The organism is Pseudomonas sp. P4_B3 (assembly GCF_056402295.1).
Map to the genome: position 1 here is coordinate 52,009 of NZ_JBFUHR010000008.1, position 15,764 is coordinate 67,772.

Annotated in this window: 18 protein-coding genes; 12 read left to right on the forward strand and 6 right to left on the reverse strand. The window is 61.6% G+C overall.

The window, feature by feature from the left end; all coding sequences use genetic code 11:
• Positions 1-43: 43 nt before the first annotated feature.
• Positions 44-700, reverse strand: a complete 657-nt coding sequence (locus AC1DWG_RS11485; protein ID WP_477787817.1) for a class I SAM-dependent methyltransferase — start codon at positions 698-700, stop codon at positions 44-46.
• Positions 697-1,161, reverse strand: a complete 465-nt coding sequence (locus tag AC1DWG_RS11490; RefSeq protein ID WP_477787818.1) for a hypothetical protein — start codon at positions 1,159-1,161, stop codon at positions 697-699. Before AC1DWG_RS11490 ends, AC1DWG_RS11485 begins: the two co-directional genes overlap by 4 nt.
• Positions 1,162-1,288: 127 nt before the next feature.
• On the opposite strand from AC1DWG_RS11490, the gene nrdR reads away from it, so the two are divergent.
• The 12 genes from nrdR to AC1DWG_RS11550 all read left to right on the forward strand — a co-directional run bounded on the left by nrdR (position 1,289) and on the right by AC1DWG_RS11550 (position 10,142).
• Positions 1,289-1,753, forward strand: a complete 465-nt coding sequence (gene nrdR / locus AC1DWG_RS11495) for a transcriptional regulator NrdR (protein WP_003228656.1) — start codon at positions 1,289-1,291, stop codon at positions 1,751-1,753.
• Entirely contained in the window at positions 1,750-2,883 is a 1,134-nt protein-coding gene (gene ribD, locus AC1DWG_RS11500) for a bifunctional diaminohydroxyphosphoribosylaminopyrimidine deaminase/5-amino-6-(5-phosphoribosylamino)uracil reductase RibD (protein WP_477764457.1), read from the forward strand. The genes nrdR and ribD overlap by 4 nt, the downstream gene beginning before the upstream one ends.
• Before the next feature lie 47 nt (positions 2,884-2,930).
• A complete protein-coding gene (locus AC1DWG_RS11505) occupies positions 2,931-3,608 on the forward strand; it encodes a riboflavin synthase (protein ID WP_477752869.1) in 678 nt (225 codons plus the stop codon).
• 16 nt (positions 3,609-3,624) lie between these two features.
• On the forward strand, positions 3,625-4,716 hold the full coding sequence (gene ribBA, locus AC1DWG_RS11510) for a bifunctional 3,4-dihydroxy-2-butanone-4-phosphate synthase/GTP cyclohydrolase II (RefSeq protein ID WP_007984459.1): 1,092 nt from the start codon (positions 3,625-3,627) through the stop codon (positions 4,714-4,716).
• A 91-nt stretch (positions 4,717-4,807) separates the two neighbouring features.
• Positions 4,808-5,284, forward strand: a complete 477-nt coding sequence (gene ribH / locus AC1DWG_RS11515; RefSeq protein ID WP_003228649.1) for a 6,7-dimethyl-8-ribityllumazine synthase — start codon at positions 4,808-4,810, stop codon at positions 5,282-5,284.
• Positions 5,281-5,781, forward strand: a complete 501-nt coding sequence (gene nusB, locus AC1DWG_RS11520) for a transcription antitermination factor NusB (RefSeq protein ID WP_008053839.1) — start codon at positions 5,281-5,283, stop codon at positions 5,779-5,781. Before ribH ends, nusB begins: the two co-directional genes overlap by 4 nt.
• Positions 5,782-5,798: 17 nt before the next feature.
• On the forward strand, positions 5,799-6,764 hold the full coding sequence (thiL, locus tag AC1DWG_RS11525) for a thiamine-phosphate kinase (protein WP_477787819.1): 966 nt from the start codon (positions 5,799-5,801) through the stop codon (positions 6,762-6,764).
• On the forward strand, positions 6,761-7,264 hold the full coding sequence (locus tag AC1DWG_RS11530; RefSeq protein WP_477787820.1) for a phosphatidylglycerophosphatase A family protein: 504 nt from the start codon (positions 6,761-6,763) through the stop codon (positions 7,262-7,264). Before thiL ends, AC1DWG_RS11530 begins: the two co-directional genes overlap by 4 nt.
• A 53-nt stretch (positions 7,265-7,317) precedes the next feature.
• A complete protein-coding gene (locus AC1DWG_RS11535) occupies positions 7,318-8,073 on the forward strand; it encodes a substrate-binding periplasmic protein (RefSeq protein ID WP_477787821.1) in 756 nt (251 codons plus the stop codon).
• 235 nt (positions 8,074-8,308) lie between these two features.
• Positions 8,309-8,926 carry a GTP cyclohydrolase II gene (gene ribA / locus AC1DWG_RS11540; protein WP_150726901.1) on the forward strand — a complete coding sequence of 206 codons (618 nt, stop codon included), beginning with the start codon at positions 8,309-8,311 and terminating at the stop codon, positions 8,924-8,926.
• On the forward strand, positions 8,923-9,342 hold the full coding sequence (locus tag AC1DWG_RS11545; RefSeq protein WP_477764459.1) for an MFS transporter: 420 nt from the start codon (positions 8,923-8,925) through the stop codon (positions 9,340-9,342). The genes ribA and AC1DWG_RS11545 overlap by 4 nt, the downstream gene beginning before the upstream one ends.
• Positions 9,342-10,142 (forward strand): cobalamin-binding protein, encoded by an 801-nt coding sequence (locus tag AC1DWG_RS11550; protein ID WP_477787822.1) that lies wholly within the window; start codon positions 9,342-9,344, stop codon positions 10,140-10,142. Before AC1DWG_RS11545 ends, AC1DWG_RS11550 begins: the two co-directional genes overlap by 1 nt.
• Before the next feature lie 147 nt (positions 10,143-10,289).
• On the opposite strand, the gene AC1DWG_RS11555 is transcribed toward AC1DWG_RS11550, so the two are convergent.
• From AC1DWG_RS11555 to AC1DWG_RS11570, 4 genes are all read right to left on the reverse strand, one after another.
• A complete protein-coding gene (locus AC1DWG_RS11555) occupies positions 10,290-12,176 on the reverse strand; it encodes a TonB-dependent receptor domain-containing protein (RefSeq protein ID WP_477787823.1) in 1,887 nt (628 codons plus the stop codon).
• 151 nt (positions 12,177-12,327) lie between these two features.
• A complete protein-coding gene (dxs, locus tag AC1DWG_RS11560) occupies positions 12,328-14,226 on the reverse strand; it encodes a 1-deoxy-D-xylulose-5-phosphate synthase (protein ID WP_477764462.1) in 1,899 nt (632 codons plus the stop codon).
• 91 nt (positions 14,227-14,317) lie between these two features.
• Complete coding sequence (gene ispA, locus AC1DWG_RS11565) at positions 14,318-15,205, reverse strand: (2E,6E)-farnesyl diphosphate synthase (RefSeq protein ID WP_218429751.1); 888 nt, start codon at positions 15,203-15,205, stop codon at positions 14,318-14,320.
• Positions 15,202-15,444: an exodeoxyribonuclease VII small subunit gene (locus tag AC1DWG_RS11570; RefSeq protein WP_007970180.1), complete on the reverse strand. Its 243-nt coding sequence runs from the start codon at positions 15,442-15,444 to the stop codon at positions 15,202-15,204. The genes ispA and AC1DWG_RS11570 overlap by 4 nt, the downstream gene beginning before the upstream one ends.
• Between the last annotated feature and the right edge of the window lie 320 nt (positions 15,445-15,764).

Genomic DNA, 15,764 nt, shown 5'->3' on the forward strand with positions numbered 1-15,764 from the left:
CAATCCTGTAGGAGCTGCCGAAGGCTGCGATCTTTTTGCGATTTCAAGCGCGCTGCGCGTGGTAGAGGCTCACATGCCGAAACTCGTGGGGCTCGGCCAGGTCCGGCAGGGTCATCGCCTCCAGCATCTCTATGCGCCGGTACAACGGATGGCGAAAGTCCCGCACTCGGGAATCCGCCACCAGCGCCTCCCGGCCGCGACTGAGGAACTGGTCGAGCAATGGCAGGTTGGCCCGGTCGTACAGCACATCCGCCACCAGGATCAGATCGAAGCGATCGGCCTCGGCGAAAAAATCCGTCGAGTAATTGAGCTGCACGTCATTGAGCTCGGCATTGGCCCGACACGCGGCAATCGCCAGCGGGTCGAGGTCGCAGGCCAGCACCTCGAGCGCGCCGGCCTTGGCAGCGGCAATCCCCGCCACCCCGGAACCGGCACCGAAATCCAGTACCCGCTTGCCTTCGACCCAATGCGGGTTTGCGGCCAGATAACGGGCCACGGCCAAGCCGCTGGCCCAGCAGAAGCTCCAGTACGGCGGCTCATGCAGGATGCGCCGGGTTTCTTCCGGGCTGAAAGCGCGGTCCATGTTATCGCCGTCGATCAGCCACAGTTTCAAATCGGTTCCCGGTAAATCACAGTCCACCAATCGCGCGTCACCGAGCAGATCCTCCAAGGCCATTTGCAGGTCGAGCGGTGCACTCATGGGGCTTTGACGAATTGCAGTTGGCCCAGGGCCTGGGTGGTCGGCTGGGTGATCAGCTGCGATGGCAAGTGCAGGATCAATTGCCCGGACTGGCTGGCGCGGCCTCGCAGTTCAACGCGGGCGCCGACCGGAAAGGCATCCGGGTTGAAGCGCAGGTGAAACGGCAACACCTGGTTGTTGCCGATCAGGCTGGAACTGGCGAGCAATTGTTGCGGACGGTCTTTATCGTCGATCACCAACAGTGCCAGCTCGACCTCGGCGCCGGCCGGCACACCTTGCAACGTGCCGCTCAATTCGCGCTGATACGCGGGCAGCGGGCCAAGTTCGGCGGCCTCCCGGGCTTTCTTCTGCGCTTGCTGTGGCGCCGGGCCTGGCGTTGGCGGCTGGGGCTTGGGTGCGTCGCTGCCGCAAGCCACCAGCAGGCTGAAAATACTGAGCAAAATGAGCGGACGTAACGACATTGGTGGCTCCATAAAGCTGAATTCCATGGATCAAGTGATCATCCCGTCTGTATACCGCAAACCCTATGGCTTGTCTTGCCACCGGGATGCGCTACCATGGCCCTCCCTTTTTTTGTTGCCTGCCACCATGCACTGTCCCTTCTGCGGTGCCAACGACACCAAGGTCATCGACTCGCGTCTGGTCGCCGAGGGCGAACAGGTGCGCCGCCGGCGTGAATGCCTGGCCTGCGGCGAGCGTTTCACGACGTTCGAGACGGCTGAACTGGTGTTGCCGCGCCTGATCAAAACCGACGGCAGTCGCCAGCCGTTCGACGAAGAAAAACTCCGCGCCGGCATGCAGCGGGCGCTGGAAAAGCGCCCGGTGAGCGTCGAGCGCCTTGAATCGTCGCTGGTGCACATCAAACACAAACTGCGCGCCACCGGCGAACGCGAGGTCAAATCCCTCGTGGTCGGTGAACTGGTGATGGCCGAGCTGCAGAAACTCGACGAAGTCGCCTACATCCGCTTCGCTTCGGTATATCGGCGCTTCCAGGACCTCAACGAGTTCCGCGAAGAGATCGATCGCCTGGCCCGTGAACCGGTGAAAGAATGAACACGCCCGCAGAACAAGCCATCCTCGATGCCCATTTCATGGCCCGTGCCCTGGAACTGGCGCGCAAGGGGCATTACACGACGCACCCCAATCCGCGGGTCGGTTGCGTGATCGTGCAGGGTGGGCAGATTGTCGGCGAAGGCTGGCACGAGCGCGCCGGTGAACCCCATGCCGAAATTCACGCCCTGCGCGCGGCCGGTGAGTTGGCCCGTGGCGCTACTGCCTATGTCACGCTTGAACCGTGCAGCCATCACGGCCGTACGCCGCCCTGTGCCGATGCGCTGGTGAATGCCGGTGTGGCGCGGGTGGTCGCGGCGATGCAGGACCCGAATCCGGAAGTCGCCGGTCGCGGTCTGCAGCGCCTGGCTCAGGCTGGTATCACCACCGAAAGTGGTGTGCTGGAGGGTGAAGCGCGAAAGCTCAATCAAGGTTTCCTGAAACGCATGGAACACGGCTTGCCGTTCGTGCGGGTCAAATTGGCGATGAGCCTGGACGGGCGAACGGCGATGGAAAGTGGCGAAAGCCAGTGGATCACTGGCCCGGCGGCGCGCTCGGCCGTTCAGCGTCTGCGCGCGCAAGCCAGTGTGGTACTGACCGGCGCCGATACGGTACTGGCGGACAACGCGCGGTTGACCGTGCGCGCCGATGAGTTGGGGCTTGATGCCGAGCAAACCGCACTGGCCATGAGTCGTCCCCCGCTTCGAGTCCTGATTGACGGACGCCTGCGGGTACCGCTGGATGCACCGTTCTTCAAGGTCGGCCCGGCGCTGGTCGCCACCTGCGTGGCGGTGGAAGAGCAATATGCCAACGGTCCGGAATGCCTGATCGTGCCGGGCTATGACGGCCAGGTCGATTTGCGTCAGCTGCTGGTCGAACTCGCCAACCGTGGCGTCAACGAGGTGCTGGTCGAAGCCGGTCCGCGTCTGGCGGGTGCGTTTGCCCAGCTCGGACTGGTGGACGAGTTCCAGATTTTCATCGCCGGCAAGTTTTTGGGTTCCTCGGCGCGGCCGCTGCTGGACTGGCCACTCGCGCAAATGAAGGATGCGCCTGAGCTTAAGATCATCGAAATTCGTGCGGTTGGCGATGACTGGCGAGTCATCGCCATTCCTTTGCCATCAGCAAGCGTATAATTTCCGGCCATCGCGCAAGCTTTGGCTTTGTTCTCGAGGAGAACCTCATGTTTACCGGCATCATCGAATCCATCGGCAGTATTCGTGCATTGACCCCAAAGGGCGGTGATGTGCGGGTTCACGTCGAAACCGGCAAGCTCGACCTGAGCGACGTCAAACTGGGCGACAGCATCGCGGTCAACGGCGTGTGCCTGACTGCCGTGGAATTGCCCGGCAATGGCTTTGCGGCGGACGTCAGTCGCGAAACCCTCGACTGCACCGCCATGAACGACCTGAAAAGCGGCAGCCCGGTCAATCTGGAAAAAGCCCTGACCCCGACCACTCGCCTCGGCGGGCATCTGGTCAGCGGTCATGTCGATGGCGTGGGCGAAGTGGTTGCCCGTACCGAGAACGCGCGTGCCGTGGAGTTCCGCATCCGCGCGCCGAAGGACCTGGCCAAGTACATCGCCCATAAAGGCTCGATCACCGTCGACGGCACCAGCCTGACCGTGAACGCAGTTGATGGCGCCGAGTTCCTGCTGACCATCATTCCCCACACCCTGAGCGAAACCATCATGGCGTCGTACCAGCCAGGCCGCCGGGTGAATCTGGAAGTGGACTTGCTGGCCCGTTACCTGGAGCGCCTGTTGCTCGGCGACAAGGCCGCAGAACCAAGCGACTCTTCGCAAAGGCCAGGTAACATCACCGAAAGCTTTCTGGCCGCCAATGGCTATCTCAAATCCTGACTCAAGGGGGTGCCTTGTGGCGCTCAATAGCATCGAAGAACTGGTTGAAGACATCCGCCAAGGCAAGATGGTCATCCTCATGGATGACGAAGACCGCGAGAACGAAGGCGACCTGATCATGGCCGCCGAGTGCTGCAAGCCCGAGCACATCAACTTCATGGCCAAGCACGCCCGTGGCCTGATCTGCATGCCGATGAGCCGCGAGCGCTGCGAACTGCTCAAGCTGCCGTTGATGGCGCCGCGCAACGGTTCCGGTTTCGGCACCAAGTTCACCGTATCGATCGAAGCGGCCACCGGTGTGACCACCGGCATCTCCGCCGCCGACCGTGCGCGCACCGTGCAGGCTGCTGCCGCCCGTGATGCCAAGGCTGAAGACATCGTCAGCCCGGGTCACATCTTCCCGCTGATGGCCCAGGCCGGCGGTACCCTGGCCCGCGCCGGCCACACCGAAGCGGCGTGCGACCTGGCGCGCATGGCCGGTTTCGAGCCGAGCGGCGTGATCTGCGAAGTGATGAACGACGACGGCACCATGTCCCGTCGCGCCGAACTGGAAGCTTTTGCCGCCGAACACGACATCAAGATCGGCACCATCGCCGACCTGATTCACTACCGGATGATCCACGAACGTACCGTTCAGCGGATTGCCGAGCAGCCACTGGACAGCGAACTGGGCCAATTCAACCTGGTGACCTATCGTGATTCGGTGGAAGGCGACGTGCACATGGCACTGACCCTGGGCAACGTGTGTGCCGAAGAACCGACCCTGGTTCGCGTGCACAACATGGACCCGCTGCGCGACCTGCTGATGGTCAAGCAACCGGGCCGCTGGAGCCTGCGCGCCGCCATGGCCACGGTTGCCGAGGCCGGCAGCGGCGTGGTGCTGTTGCTCGGTCACCCGCTCGATGGCGACGTGTTGCTGGCGCACATCCGCGAAACCGCCGATCACGCCGCGGTGAAAAAACCGACCACCTACAGCACTGTCGGTGCCGGTTCGCAGATCCTGCGCGACCTTGGCGTACGCAAAATGCGCCTGATGTCGGCACCCATGAAATTTAATGCGATATCCGGTTTCGATCTGGAAGTTGTAGAATACGTGCCCTCCGAATAATGACCGGTTGTTTCCGGCCTTGAATTCGCGGTTCAAATATCACCGAGGGACGCGTACGAGACGCGTCCCGGCTCTTTAAGAGATTTATCGAATGACCCTGAAGACCATCGAAGGTACCTTCATCGCCCCTAAAGGCCGCTACGCTCTGGTAGTGGGCCGTTTCAACAGCTTCGTCGTTGAAAGCCTGGTCAGCGGTGCAGTTGATGCCCTGGTTCGCCACGGCGTGAGCGAAAGCGACATCACCATCATCCGCGCACCTGGCGCCTTCGAAATTCCGCTGGTTGCGCAGAAAGTCGCCCAGAAAGGCGAATTCGCGGCAATCATCGCCCTGGGCGCGGTCATTCGTGGCGGCACTCCGCACTTCGAATACGTGGCTGGCGAGTGCACCAAGGGCTTGGCCCAGGTTTCCATGGAGTTCGGCGTTCCGGTCGCTTTCGGCGTCCTGACCGTTGATTCCATCGAGCAAGCCATCGAACGTTCCGGCACCAAGGCCGGTAACAAAGGTGCTGAAGCTGCCCTGTCCGCTCTGGAAATGGTCAGCCTGCTGGCGCAGTTGGAGGCCAAGTGATTAGCGACGAAAGCGATCGTTTCAACCCGCGCGATCCAAAGCCTGCGGATGCCGGCAAACCATCGAAAAGCGTCAAGCGTCGCGAAGCCCGTCAGCTCGCGACCCAGGCGTTGTACCAATGGCACATGGCCAAGCAATCGCTGAACGAAATCGAAGCGCAGTTCCGGGTCGATAACGATTTCACCGATGTCGATGGCGCCTACTTCCGCGAAATCCTGCACGGGGTGCCGCAGTTCAAGACCGAAATCGACACCGCGCTCACGCCTTGCCTGGACTTGACCATCGAAGAGCTGGACCCGGTTGAACTGGCGGTTCTGCGCCTGTCCACCTGGGAACTGCTCAAGCGCGTCGACGTGCCGTACCGCGTTGTGATCAACGAAGGTATCGAACTGGCCAAGGTCTTCGGTTCCACCGACGGCCACAAGTTCGTCAACGGTGTGCTCGACAAGCTGGCCCCGCGTCTGCGTGAAGCTGAAGTCAAGGCGTTCAAGCGCTAACAGCGCTTGGATCTGCGATGGGCGAGTTTGAGCTGATCCGCAATTTCTTCGCCGCCGCGCCTTGTGCGCAGGGCGGTGAAGGCGTTGCCCTCGGGATTGGCGATGACTGCGCCTTGCTGGCTGTTCCCCCCGGGGAACAGTTGGCGATTTCTACCGATACGTTGGTGGCCGGCGTGCATTTTGCCGATCCCTGCGATCCGTTTCTGCTCGGTCAGCGCTCGCTGGCCGTGGCCGTCAGCGACCTGGCCGCCATGGGCGCCACCCCGATTGCCTTTACCCTTGCCCTGACCTTGCCGACGGTGACCGCCGATTGGCTGCAAGCCTATGCCCGTGGTTTGAACCAGATGGCGCAAAGCTGCGGCGTGGCGCTGGTGGGCGGTGACACGACCCGCGGGCCGCTGAGCCTGACCATGACCGTGTTCGGGCGCGTGCCGGCCGGTCAGGCGCTGACCCGCAGTGGTGCGCAAACGGGCGACCTGCTGTGTGTCGGCGGCAACCTGGGCAATGCCGCCGGTGCCTTGCCACTGGTGCTCGGCCAGCGCACGGCCGAAGCGCGCATTGCCGAGCCGTTGCTGGCGCATTACTGGTCGCCGCAACCGCAGCTGGGTTTGGGGCAGGCGCTACGGGGCAAGGCCACTTCGGCGATGGATATCTCCGACGGCCTGCTGGCTGATTGCGGGCATATCGCGCTGGCCTCGAAGGTCGGTATCGAAGTCGAGCGGGATCGTTTGCCGCTGTCGCAGAGCCTGGTCGACTTTCTCGGTCAATCGGACGCACAGGCTGCGGCACTGAGCGGTGGCGACGATTACGTATTGGTCTTCACCCTACCGTCCGTCGAGTTGCCGCTATTGCTGGCCGACGGCTGGCCGATCCATGTGATTGGGCGCGTCGTTAATGGGCAAGGTGTGACACTGCTGGATGCCAACGGACAAGACATCACCCCGCAAACCCGGGGTTATCAACATTTTCGGGAGTCACTGTGACAGATCATCCCAAACAGGTCCCGGCGGAAAACGTACCGCCGTCGGTCTGGCGCAATCCATGGCATTTCCTGGCGTTCGGCTTCGGCTCGGGCACCTTGCCAAAGGCGCCTGGCACTTGGGGGTCGTTAGTTGCGCTGCCTTTTATCCCGTTGTGGCAAATGCTTCCCGACTGGGGTTACTGGCTGATGCTGGGCATCACCATGTCGTTCGGCTTCTGGCTGTGCGGCAAAGTGGCCGACGATTTACGGGTACACGACCATGAAGGCATCGTCTGGGACGAAATGGTCGGAATGTGGATCACCCTGTGGCTGGTGCCGGAAGGTTGGCAATGGTTGCTCGTGGGATTCTTGATGTTCCGCTTCTTCGACATCCTCAAACCGTGGCCGATTCGCTGGATTGACCGGCACGTACATGGCGGCGTCGGCATCATGCTCGATGATGTCCTGGCCGGGGTGTTCGCCTGGCTGGCGATGCAAGGACTGGTGTGGTTTTTCGCCTGACCGGGGATTTCCAGGCGTTGATCATGAGTGCTGTTTATCGGGGGACGCGGGGGATGGCTGTACGCGGATTGATGGTGCTGGCGTTCACGATGTTGTGCGCTTTTTTCCAGGCGCAAGCAGGGGGGGCTATGCCGCCGTCGGTGATTCATCTGGCCAGCGAAGACTGGGAAGACTACACCGCTGCTGACGGTCATGGACTGGGTTGGGACGTGCTACGGCAAGTGTTCGAGCCGGCGGGCGTCAAGGTCGACGTCCGCACCGAGCCGTACGTGCGCTCCCTGGGTCTGGCCGAGCGTGGCGAGGTCGATGCCTGCGTCGGCTCCTATCGTGACGAATCCGAGGGCGTGCTCTATCCCCATTGGAACTTCGACACCGATCACATCTATGCCTTGGGCCTGGCCAGCAGTCCGGTACCCACCCCGCAAACCCTGGGCAATTATCGACTGGCCTGGGTCCGCGGCTACGATTACCAGCATTACCTGCCCAATGTGCGCCACTTCGATGAAGTGATGCGGCGTACCGGCATCGTGTCGATGCTGACCCACAATCGTGCTGACTTCTATATCGACGCTCTGACCGAAGTCGATGACGTTATCAACCGCGCCAAGGATCCGTCCCAGCTACGGCGCACCCATATCGCCGAGTTGCCGCTGTACCTGTGCTTCGCCAAGACCCCGAAGGCGCGCAGCCTGTTGGCCCTGTTCGACCAGCGCATGGAGCAACTGGTGAAAAACGGCGAGCTGAAACCTATCTTCGAGCGCTGGAAACAGCCGTATCCGTTTGATTCGAACACTGCGCCGACCCCATGATTGCCACCTTCCCTTGTAGGAGCGAGCCTGCTCGCGAAGGCGGTGGTTCAGACACAGATGCGTTGGCAGGAAGTCCGTTTTCGCGAGCAGGCTCGCTCCTACAGGGAATGTGGTGCGGCAGATATCAAACTTTTTGATAGTTATCGCCGATAATTCAGCCTAAGCGTCGCCCGGAACCTGCTGTTACAATGCCGGCTCTGCGAATCTTCAGACTCTTTAGATCAGGAGCACACCGGTGCCTGTCGTTTTTGTCGCCGCTTCCAAGCTGCCAACGCCTTTTGCGCAATTCACCATGCACGGCTTTCTCGATGAAGCCACCGGCCGCGAGCACGTTGTGCTGAGTCTGGGTGAATTCGCCGACGGTGCCCCGGTACTCGGCCGGTTGCACTCCGAATGCCTGACGGGCGACGCCTTGTTCAGCCAGCGTTGCGACTGCGGCTCGCAACTGGAGGCCGCCTTGCAGGCCATCGCCCGCGAAGGTCGCGGCGTTTTGCTCTACCTGCGTCAGGAAGGCCGGGGCATTGGCCTGCTGAACAAGATCCGCGCGTATGAGCTGCAGGACGGTGGTGCCGACACCGTCGAAGCCAACGAGCGTCTGGGCTTTGCCGCCGATCAGCGTGACTATGCCATGTGCCTGCCGATGCTGGAGCACCTGGGCGTGAAATCCCTGCGCCTGATGACCAACAACCCGCGCAAGGTCAAAGCCTTGACCGACATGGGTATCGTGGTCGCCGAGCGCGTGCCGCTGCACACCGGCCACAATCCGCATAACCGACTCTACCTGGCGACCAAGGCCAGCAAGCTCGACCACATGATGGGCAATGAGCATCAGGGCGAGGTAGACCGGGCGTGACCCGCGGTCAGGTGCGGCGGCGACTGTCCGTCAACTGGTGGCAGTACCTGGCACTGGCCTTGTTGCCGCTGTTTGTGATCAACGCGGTGTTCGGCCAGGGCGAAGCCATTCTGCCGGTGCTGGCGATGCCGTTGTTCATCGCCGGAGTCGCCTCGATGTTTGTCAGCCTGAGGTTCTTCGGTGCCTACAAACACGCGCTGATCGCCACCCAGAAAGCCCTCGATACCCCTGAAGAACCTGCCGCCTGGATCAGTCTGGCGGCCAAGCGGCGTACGGCATTCCTCGTCGCCGGGCTGCCGGCCTGGATCGGTGCCCTGGCGGTGTTCGTCGGTCTTGAAGCGGTGCCGCTGATGCTGCTGGCACTGTCGACCGCCGTGCTGTTCTACCTCTACCGTATTCCGCGTCAACTCGGTTGATGCGCGCGCTCTGGCTGGCGGTGTTGCTGCTGGCCGCCAGTGGCTCGGCCATCGCGGTCGAGCGGGTTGTCAGCCTCGCACCGTCGCTCTCTGAAATCGTCGTTGAACTGGGCTCCGCCGACCTCATGGTCGGTGTGCTGGACGCCGGTGAACGGCCTGCGCAACTCAAGGACCTGCCCTCCGTTGGCCGCTATGGCCAGTTGGACATGGAGCGCCTGCTCAGCCTGAAACCCGATCTGTTGCTGTTATGGCCCGGTAGCGTCGGCCCGGCCCAGCGTGACCAGCTTAAGCGACTGAATATTCCCACCTACGTCGCCGAACCCCACAGCCTGCACCAGCTCGCCGCACAGATCGAGACCATAGCCGCTCAGCTTGGTCGGCCTGAACGCGGAACTTCATTGGCCAGCGATTTACGCCAGCGGCTGGATGAATTGCGCCAACGCTATCGACGGGATAAGCCGTTACGGGTGTTTTATCAGGTCTGGGATCGGCCGCTGTATACGGTTGGCGGCGAGCAGATCATCAGCGATGCACTGGAGGTCTGCGGTGCCCAAAACGTGTTTGCCGACCTGAAGCTGCCGGCACCGCAAGTCAGTGTGGAAGCCGTGCTGCAGCGTAACCCCGAGGTGATTCTGGCCAGCGAACAGGCGCAGCTCGATGCGTGGAAAGCCTGGCCACAGGTGGCGGCCGTGGCACAGGGACAGTTGCGCTTGGTGACGGACAAGGGCCTGGAGCGGCCGAGTGGGCAGATGATTGAGGCGACTGCAAAGCTGTGTCAACTTATCGACCCTGAGCGCTGAATTACGGCGTACCGACACACTACCTCTGTAGGAGCTGCCGAAGGCTGCGATCTTTTGATTTTACATTTGGATAGATGTTGAGCCACTGAAGAGCAAGATCAAAAGATCGCAGCCTTCGGCAGCTCCTACAACTGATCTCAGTGGATCTCAGTGGATCTCAGGCGTCCAGGTCACCCCGAACATCCACGCCCGACCTTCCTCGCGATACCCATACTGGCTACCTTGATAACTGTACAGCGCCCGGCTGTAACCCTTGTCCAGCAGGTTATCGACCTTCAGCTCCAGCCTGATTTCACGATTGAGCTCCCAACTGCTGCGCAGCCCCAACAAGGCATATCCACCCAGCGGCTGTTGATTGTTCAAGTCGTCATAGCTGCTGCTGACCGCTTGCCAACTGGCGCCGAGGCCCAAGCGATCGAACTGTCGGTCCAGATCCCAGCTCAAGGTGCGCCGCGCGCGACGGGCCAGTGTATGGCCCGTGTCACGGTCACGTGGGTCGATGATCGCCACGCCAAGGTTGCTCTGCCAGCCAAACAGCTCCTGCTTCAGTGCGGCTTCGAAGCCGTTGATTCGCGCGGAAGCAACGTTCTCGGGGCGCAAGTTGCTGCCGAAAATGATCGCGTCTTCAAGGTCGGTGCGATACAGCGACGTCTCCAGGCGACTGCTCTCGGTCAATTGGCTGCGCCATTGCAGTTCATAGCTTTTCGAGGTTTCAGGCTTGAGGTCCGGATTGCTGAAGCCGGGGTAGTACAGATCGTTGAGCGTCGGCGCGCGGAAGCCTTCGCTGTAGGTCAGCAGCACGTCGTTGTCCGGGTTCAGCGGCAGAGTGAAGGTGCCGCTCCAGGTATTCTGGCTGCCGAACTGCTGGTTGTCGTCGTGACGCAGGCCCAACTCCGTGGAAAAGCTGTCGGCCTGATAGCGGTACTGGATGTACGCCGCTCGGTTCCAGCGACTGTCCTCATCGAACGCGGTGCTGCTGTTGATGCGGTCTTCATACCAGTCACCTCCGAGCAGCAAACTGTTGCGCTCGTTGAGCGTCAGGTCGTTCTGCCAGTTCACCGAATCGCGGTAGGTGTTGAACACGCTGCGCTCATCGCTGAGCTTGTCCAGGGTCTTCTCGCGGTTTTCGCTGTGGCCGAACTCGACGCGGGTTTTCCACAGATCATTGAAGCGCGCGTCTATGTAGCTGCTGACACTGCTCACATCGAATTCGTTGTAGGGCTGCTGTTGGACCGACTTGAACGTATTCATGTCGAAGCGCCCGAACGGGTTGTCAAACTCGCTTTTGCCGCGGTTATCCAGCAGGTTGGCACCGACTTCGATGTCATCGGTCAGCGCATGGCTGAGGCTCAGACTGACGGATTTGTTGCGGTATTCGTCATGGTCGCCGTCGCTGGGATACGACTCGTGGGTGCGATTGATCCCGGCGGTTTCGTCGAGGCTGGCGCCGAGGTTGAAGCGGGTTTTTTCATCACCACCGGACAAACCGAGGCTGCGTTCCCAGGTCTGGTTGCTGCCAACACCCATGTGCAGTCGAGGTTGCAGGCCCTGTTCGCCGCCACGACGGGTGAAGATCTGGATCACCCCGCCAATCGCATCGCTGCCATAAATCACTGAGCGGGAGCCGCGCAGCACTTCCACGCGCTCGACCTGTTCGATGTTGATGTGCTGCAGGTTACTGTCCCCGGAGGTTGAACTGCCGATGCGCTGGCCGTCCACCAGCACCAGGCTCTGGGCCGACTGGGTGCCGCGGATGTAGACACCCGGAAGACTGCCGCGCCCGCCGGTCTGCGAGACTTGAACGCCAGGTACCCGGCGCAATAGATCAGTGACGCTATCGGGTTGCAGGCGATCGATGTCTGCGCGGGTGAATACGGTGTTGGCGGCACTGCTGTCATTGCGCGCTTCGACCTGGCGGTTGGCGCTGATCAACACATCGGGCAGCTTCAGGGCCTGATCGCGTTCGAAGGTGTCGGCCAGCAGTTGACCGGCCGACAGCAGGGGCAGCGTCAGGGCGAAGGGAGAGAGCTTCATGGAGGATCCGAGATTTCAGATGCGACGCAACTCCCCGTAGGAGCTGCCGAAGGCTGCGATCTTTTGATTTTGATTTTTTCAGATATGGAGTTGTCGAAGGCCAGGATCAAAAGATCGCAGCCTTCGGCAGCTCCTACACAGGGTTTTGCGTTTAGAGGTTCAGCAGTTGCAGGCGCTCGCGAATGGACGCTTCGATTCCCGCTTCATCCAAACCACACTCGGCCAGCATTTGCGCAGGCTTGGCGTGTTCGACGTAGATGTCGGGCAAGCCCAGGTGCAGCATCGACTTGAGGATGTTTTCGCGGGCGAGGAATTCGCTGACCGCGCCACCGGCACCGCCCATGATCGCGTTTTCTTCGACGGTCACCAGCAGTTCGTGGCTGCCGGCGATTTCGCGAACCAGCGCTTCATCCAGCGGTTTGACGAAGCGCATGTCGACCACGGTCGCGTCCAGCGTCTCGGCGACTTTCAGGGCTTCGGCCAGTTGCACGCCGAACACCAGCAGGGCGACTTTGCTGCCGTGGCGGCGAATCACACCCTTGCCGATCTCGATCGGCTCCAGGTCCTTCTCGATGGTCGCGTTCGGGCCATTACCGCGTGGATAACGCACGGCCGCCGGGCCTTCATACAGGTGACCGGTGGTGAGCATTTTGCGCAGCTCGTTTTCATCGCTCGGGGTCATCACCAGCATGCCGGGGATGCAGCGCAGGTACGAAAGGTCGAAACTGCCAGCGTGGGTCGGACCGTCTTCGCCCACCAGGCCTGCGCGGTCGATGGCGAACAGTACGTCGAGGTTCTGCACGGCGACGTCATGCACCAACTGGTCGTAGCCGCGCTGCAGGAAGGTCGAATAGATGGCCACCACGGGTTTGGCGCCTTCGCAGGCCATGCCGGCCGCGAAGGTGACGGCGTGCTGCTCGGCAATGGCCACGTCGAAGTAGCGCAGCGGGAATCGTTCGCTGAATGCGACCAGATCCGAGCCTTCCTTCATCGCCGGGGTAATCCCGACCAGGCGCGGATCGGCAGCCGCCATGTCGCACAGCCATTCACCGAACACACCGGAATATTTCGGTCCACTGGCCTTTTTCGGCGCAACGGCCGGGGCGTCCAGCGGTTCGAGTTTGGTAATGGCGTGGTAACCGATCGGGTCGACTTCCGCCGGGGCGAAGCCTTTGCCTTTCTTGGTGACGACGTGCAGGAACTGCGGACCTTTCAGATCGCGCATGTTGCGCAGGGTAGCGATCAGGGTCGGCAGGTCGTGGCCATCGATCGGGCCGATGTAGTTCCAGCCCAGTTCTTCGAACAGCGTGCCGGGAACCAGCATGCCTTTGGCATATTCTTCGGTGCGCCGGGCGATTTCCCAGGCACCGGGCAGGCGCGACAGCACTTTTTTGCTGCCCTCGCGCATGCTGGCGTAGGTGCGGCTGGAAAGGATCTTCGCCAGATAGTTCGACAAGCCACCGACGTTGCGCGAGATCGACATGTCGTTGTCGTTGAGGATCACCAGCATGTTGGCATCCACTTCCGGCGCATGGTTCAGCGCCTCGAACGCCATGCCCGCAGTCAACGCGCCGTCGCCGATCACCGCGATCGCCTTGCGCTCGCTGTTTTGCAGGCGGGCGGCAATCGCCATGCCCAGCGCGGCACTGATCGAGGTGCTGGAGTGGCCGACGCCAAAGGTGTCGTATTCGCTCTCGGAGCGGCGCGGGAACGCGGCAACGCCGTCCTTCTGGCGCAGGGTGCCCATGCGCTCGCGACGACCGGTGAGGATCTTGTGCGGATAAGCCTGATGACCCACGTCCCACACCAGCCGGTCGTCCGGGGTGTCGAAGACGTAATGCAGCGCGATGGTCAGCTCGATCACGCCCAGGCCGGCACCGAAATGCCCACCGGTCTGGCCGACCGTGTAGAGCAATTCCAGGCGCAACTCATCGGCCAGGGTTTCCAGCTCGGCTTCGCCTAACCGGCGCAGGCCGTCCGGCGTTTTCGCGCGGTCGAGCAGGGGCGTGGTCGGGCGCTTGCGGGGAATCTCATGAAACGTCGTGGGCATCAGGCGAATCGTTATAGGTATAAAAGATGCGGCAGTTTACCTGATGCATCGGTCCCTGCCCACGCGTTGGTTTTTTTTGGCGGATTCGCCGTCAGCTGCGGCGATCGACGATATACCGGGCCAGATCGCGCAATGGCTCGGCCGCCGCGTCAAACGGTCGCAGTGCGTGCAGGGCCTGGTCGCGCAGCTCCAGGGCGTAGGCCTTGGCGGCGTCGAGGCCGAGCAGGGCCGGGTAGGTCGGTTTGTCCCGGGCAATGTCGGCGCCCTGGCGTTTGCCGAGGGTTTCGGTATCGCTTTCGACGTCGAGAATGTCGTCCTGGACCTGGAAGGCCAGGCCGATGGCCTGTGCATAAGTCTGCAGGGATTTGAGTTCGTCTTTCTCGGCACGGCCGCTGGCCAGGGCACCGAGCTTGACGCTGACCTCGATCAGCGCGCCGGTCTTGTGCCGGTGCATGTACTCCAGGGCTTTCTGGTCAAGTTTCAGGCCGACCGAGCCGAGGTCGATGGCCTGACCGCCGACCATGCCCGCCGGGCCTGCCGCCAGCGCCAGGGCGCTGACCATTTGCAAGCGGATTTCGGCATCCGACGCGCTCAGGCGTGGATCGAGCAGGGCGCTGAAGGCCAGGCTCTGCAAACCGTCGCCGGCGAGGATCGCGCAGGCTTCATCGAATTTCTTGTGGGTAGTGGGCTGGCCGCGGCGCAGATCGTCATCGTCCATCGCCGGCAAATCGTCATGCACCAGCGAATAGGCGTGGATCAGCTCCACGGCACAGGCTGCGCCGTTGGCTTGCTCGGCCTTGCCGCCCAACGCTTCGCACGCAGCGTAGGCCAGCAGTGGACGCACGCGTTTGCCGCCATTCATCACGCTGTAGCGCATGGCCTCATATAACCGCGCCAGTTCAGGGCTCGGCGCGATGAACAGGGTTTCCAGAGCCGCATTGACGCGGGCCTGGCTGGTGGCCGAGTACGCTGCAATCATTCTGGCTGATCCGCGTCGAAGGGTTCCTCGGCCAACTCGCCATCACGCTCGAGCAGCACTTGAACCTTTTGCTCGGCCTGGGCCAGCGCCGCCTGGCAATCGCGGGTCAGACCGATGCCTTGCTCGAAAGCGGCCAGCGAGTCCTCCAGCGACAATTCGCCATTCTCCAGACGCTCCACCAGCGTTTGCAGGTCGGCGAGGGACTGTTCGAAATCCAGTGCAGCTTTTTTGCGGGCCATGGCGGCGATTTCCGGTTGACGTTAAACCGGCGCGACACTAGCAGATAGGGGGTTCATGGGCAAATGAAGGGGGGATTCGAAAGCCTTGATTGTGGTTGCCACAAAGTTCGTGGCAACCAGACGATACGGATTATTCGGCTCACTTTATGAGCCGAATAACATAGCTATTCGGCTCACCGTCCACCCGTTACCGTGATTCCCACCGCAATTTCGGAGCCATTCGATTGTTAAAAAACAACCAACTGGCTAACCTTTGCGCCATCTACGACCCAATAGTCACGGGTCTTTCAGACGAAACGCAGTATTCACATCTGTAACGC

Bases quoted from the DNA above. Each gene is read 5' to 3' on its own strand.
- AC1DWG_RS11485 (WP_477787817.1), bottom strand. From the start codon at position 700: ATGAGTGCACCGCTCGACCTGCAAATGGCCTTGGAGGATCTGCTCGGT.
- AC1DWG_RS11490 (WP_477787818.1), bottom strand. From the start codon at position 1,161: ATGTCGTTACGTCCGCTCATTTTGCTCAGTATTTTCAGCCTGCTGGTG.
- nrdR (WP_003228656.1), top strand. From the start codon at position 1,289: ATGCACTGTCCCTTCTGCGGTGCCAACGACACCAAGGTCATCGACTCG.
- ribD (WP_477764457.1), top strand. From the start codon at position 1,750: ATGAACACGCCCGCAGAACAAGCCATCCTCGATGCCCATTTCATGGCC.
- AC1DWG_RS11505 (WP_477752869.1), top strand. From the start codon at position 2,931: ATGTTTACCGGCATCATCGAATCCATCGGCAGTATTCGTGCATTGACC.
- ribH (WP_003228649.1), top strand. From the start codon at position 4,808: ATGACCCTGAAGACCATCGAAGGTACCTTCATCGCCCCTAAAGGCCGC.
- thiL (WP_477787819.1), top strand. From the start codon at position 5,799: ATGGGCGAGTTTGAGCTGATCCGCAATTTCTTCGCCGCCGCGCCTTGT.
- AC1DWG_RS11535 (WP_477787821.1), top strand. From the start codon at position 7,318: ATGGCTGTACGCGGATTGATGGTGCTGGCGTTCACGATGTTGTGCGCT.
- AC1DWG_RS11550 (WP_477787822.1), top strand. From the start codon at position 9,342: ATGCGCGCGCTCTGGCTGGCGGTGTTGCTGCTGGCCGCCAGTGGCTCG.
- AC1DWG_RS11555 (WP_477787823.1), bottom strand. From the start codon at position 12,176: ATGAAGCTCTCTCCCTTCGCCCTGACGCTGCCCCTGCTGTCGGCCGGT.
- dxs (WP_477764462.1), bottom strand. From the start codon at position 14,226: ATGCCCACGACGTTTCATGAGATTCCCCGCAAGCGCCCGACCACGCCC.
- ispA (WP_218429751.1), bottom strand. From the start codon at position 15,205: ATGATTGCAGCGTACTCGGCCACCAGCCAGGCCCGCGTCAATGCGGCT.
- AC1DWG_RS11570 (WP_007970180.1), bottom strand. From the start codon at position 15,444: ATGGCCCGCAAAAAAGCTGCACTGGATTTCGAACAGTCCCTCGCCGAC.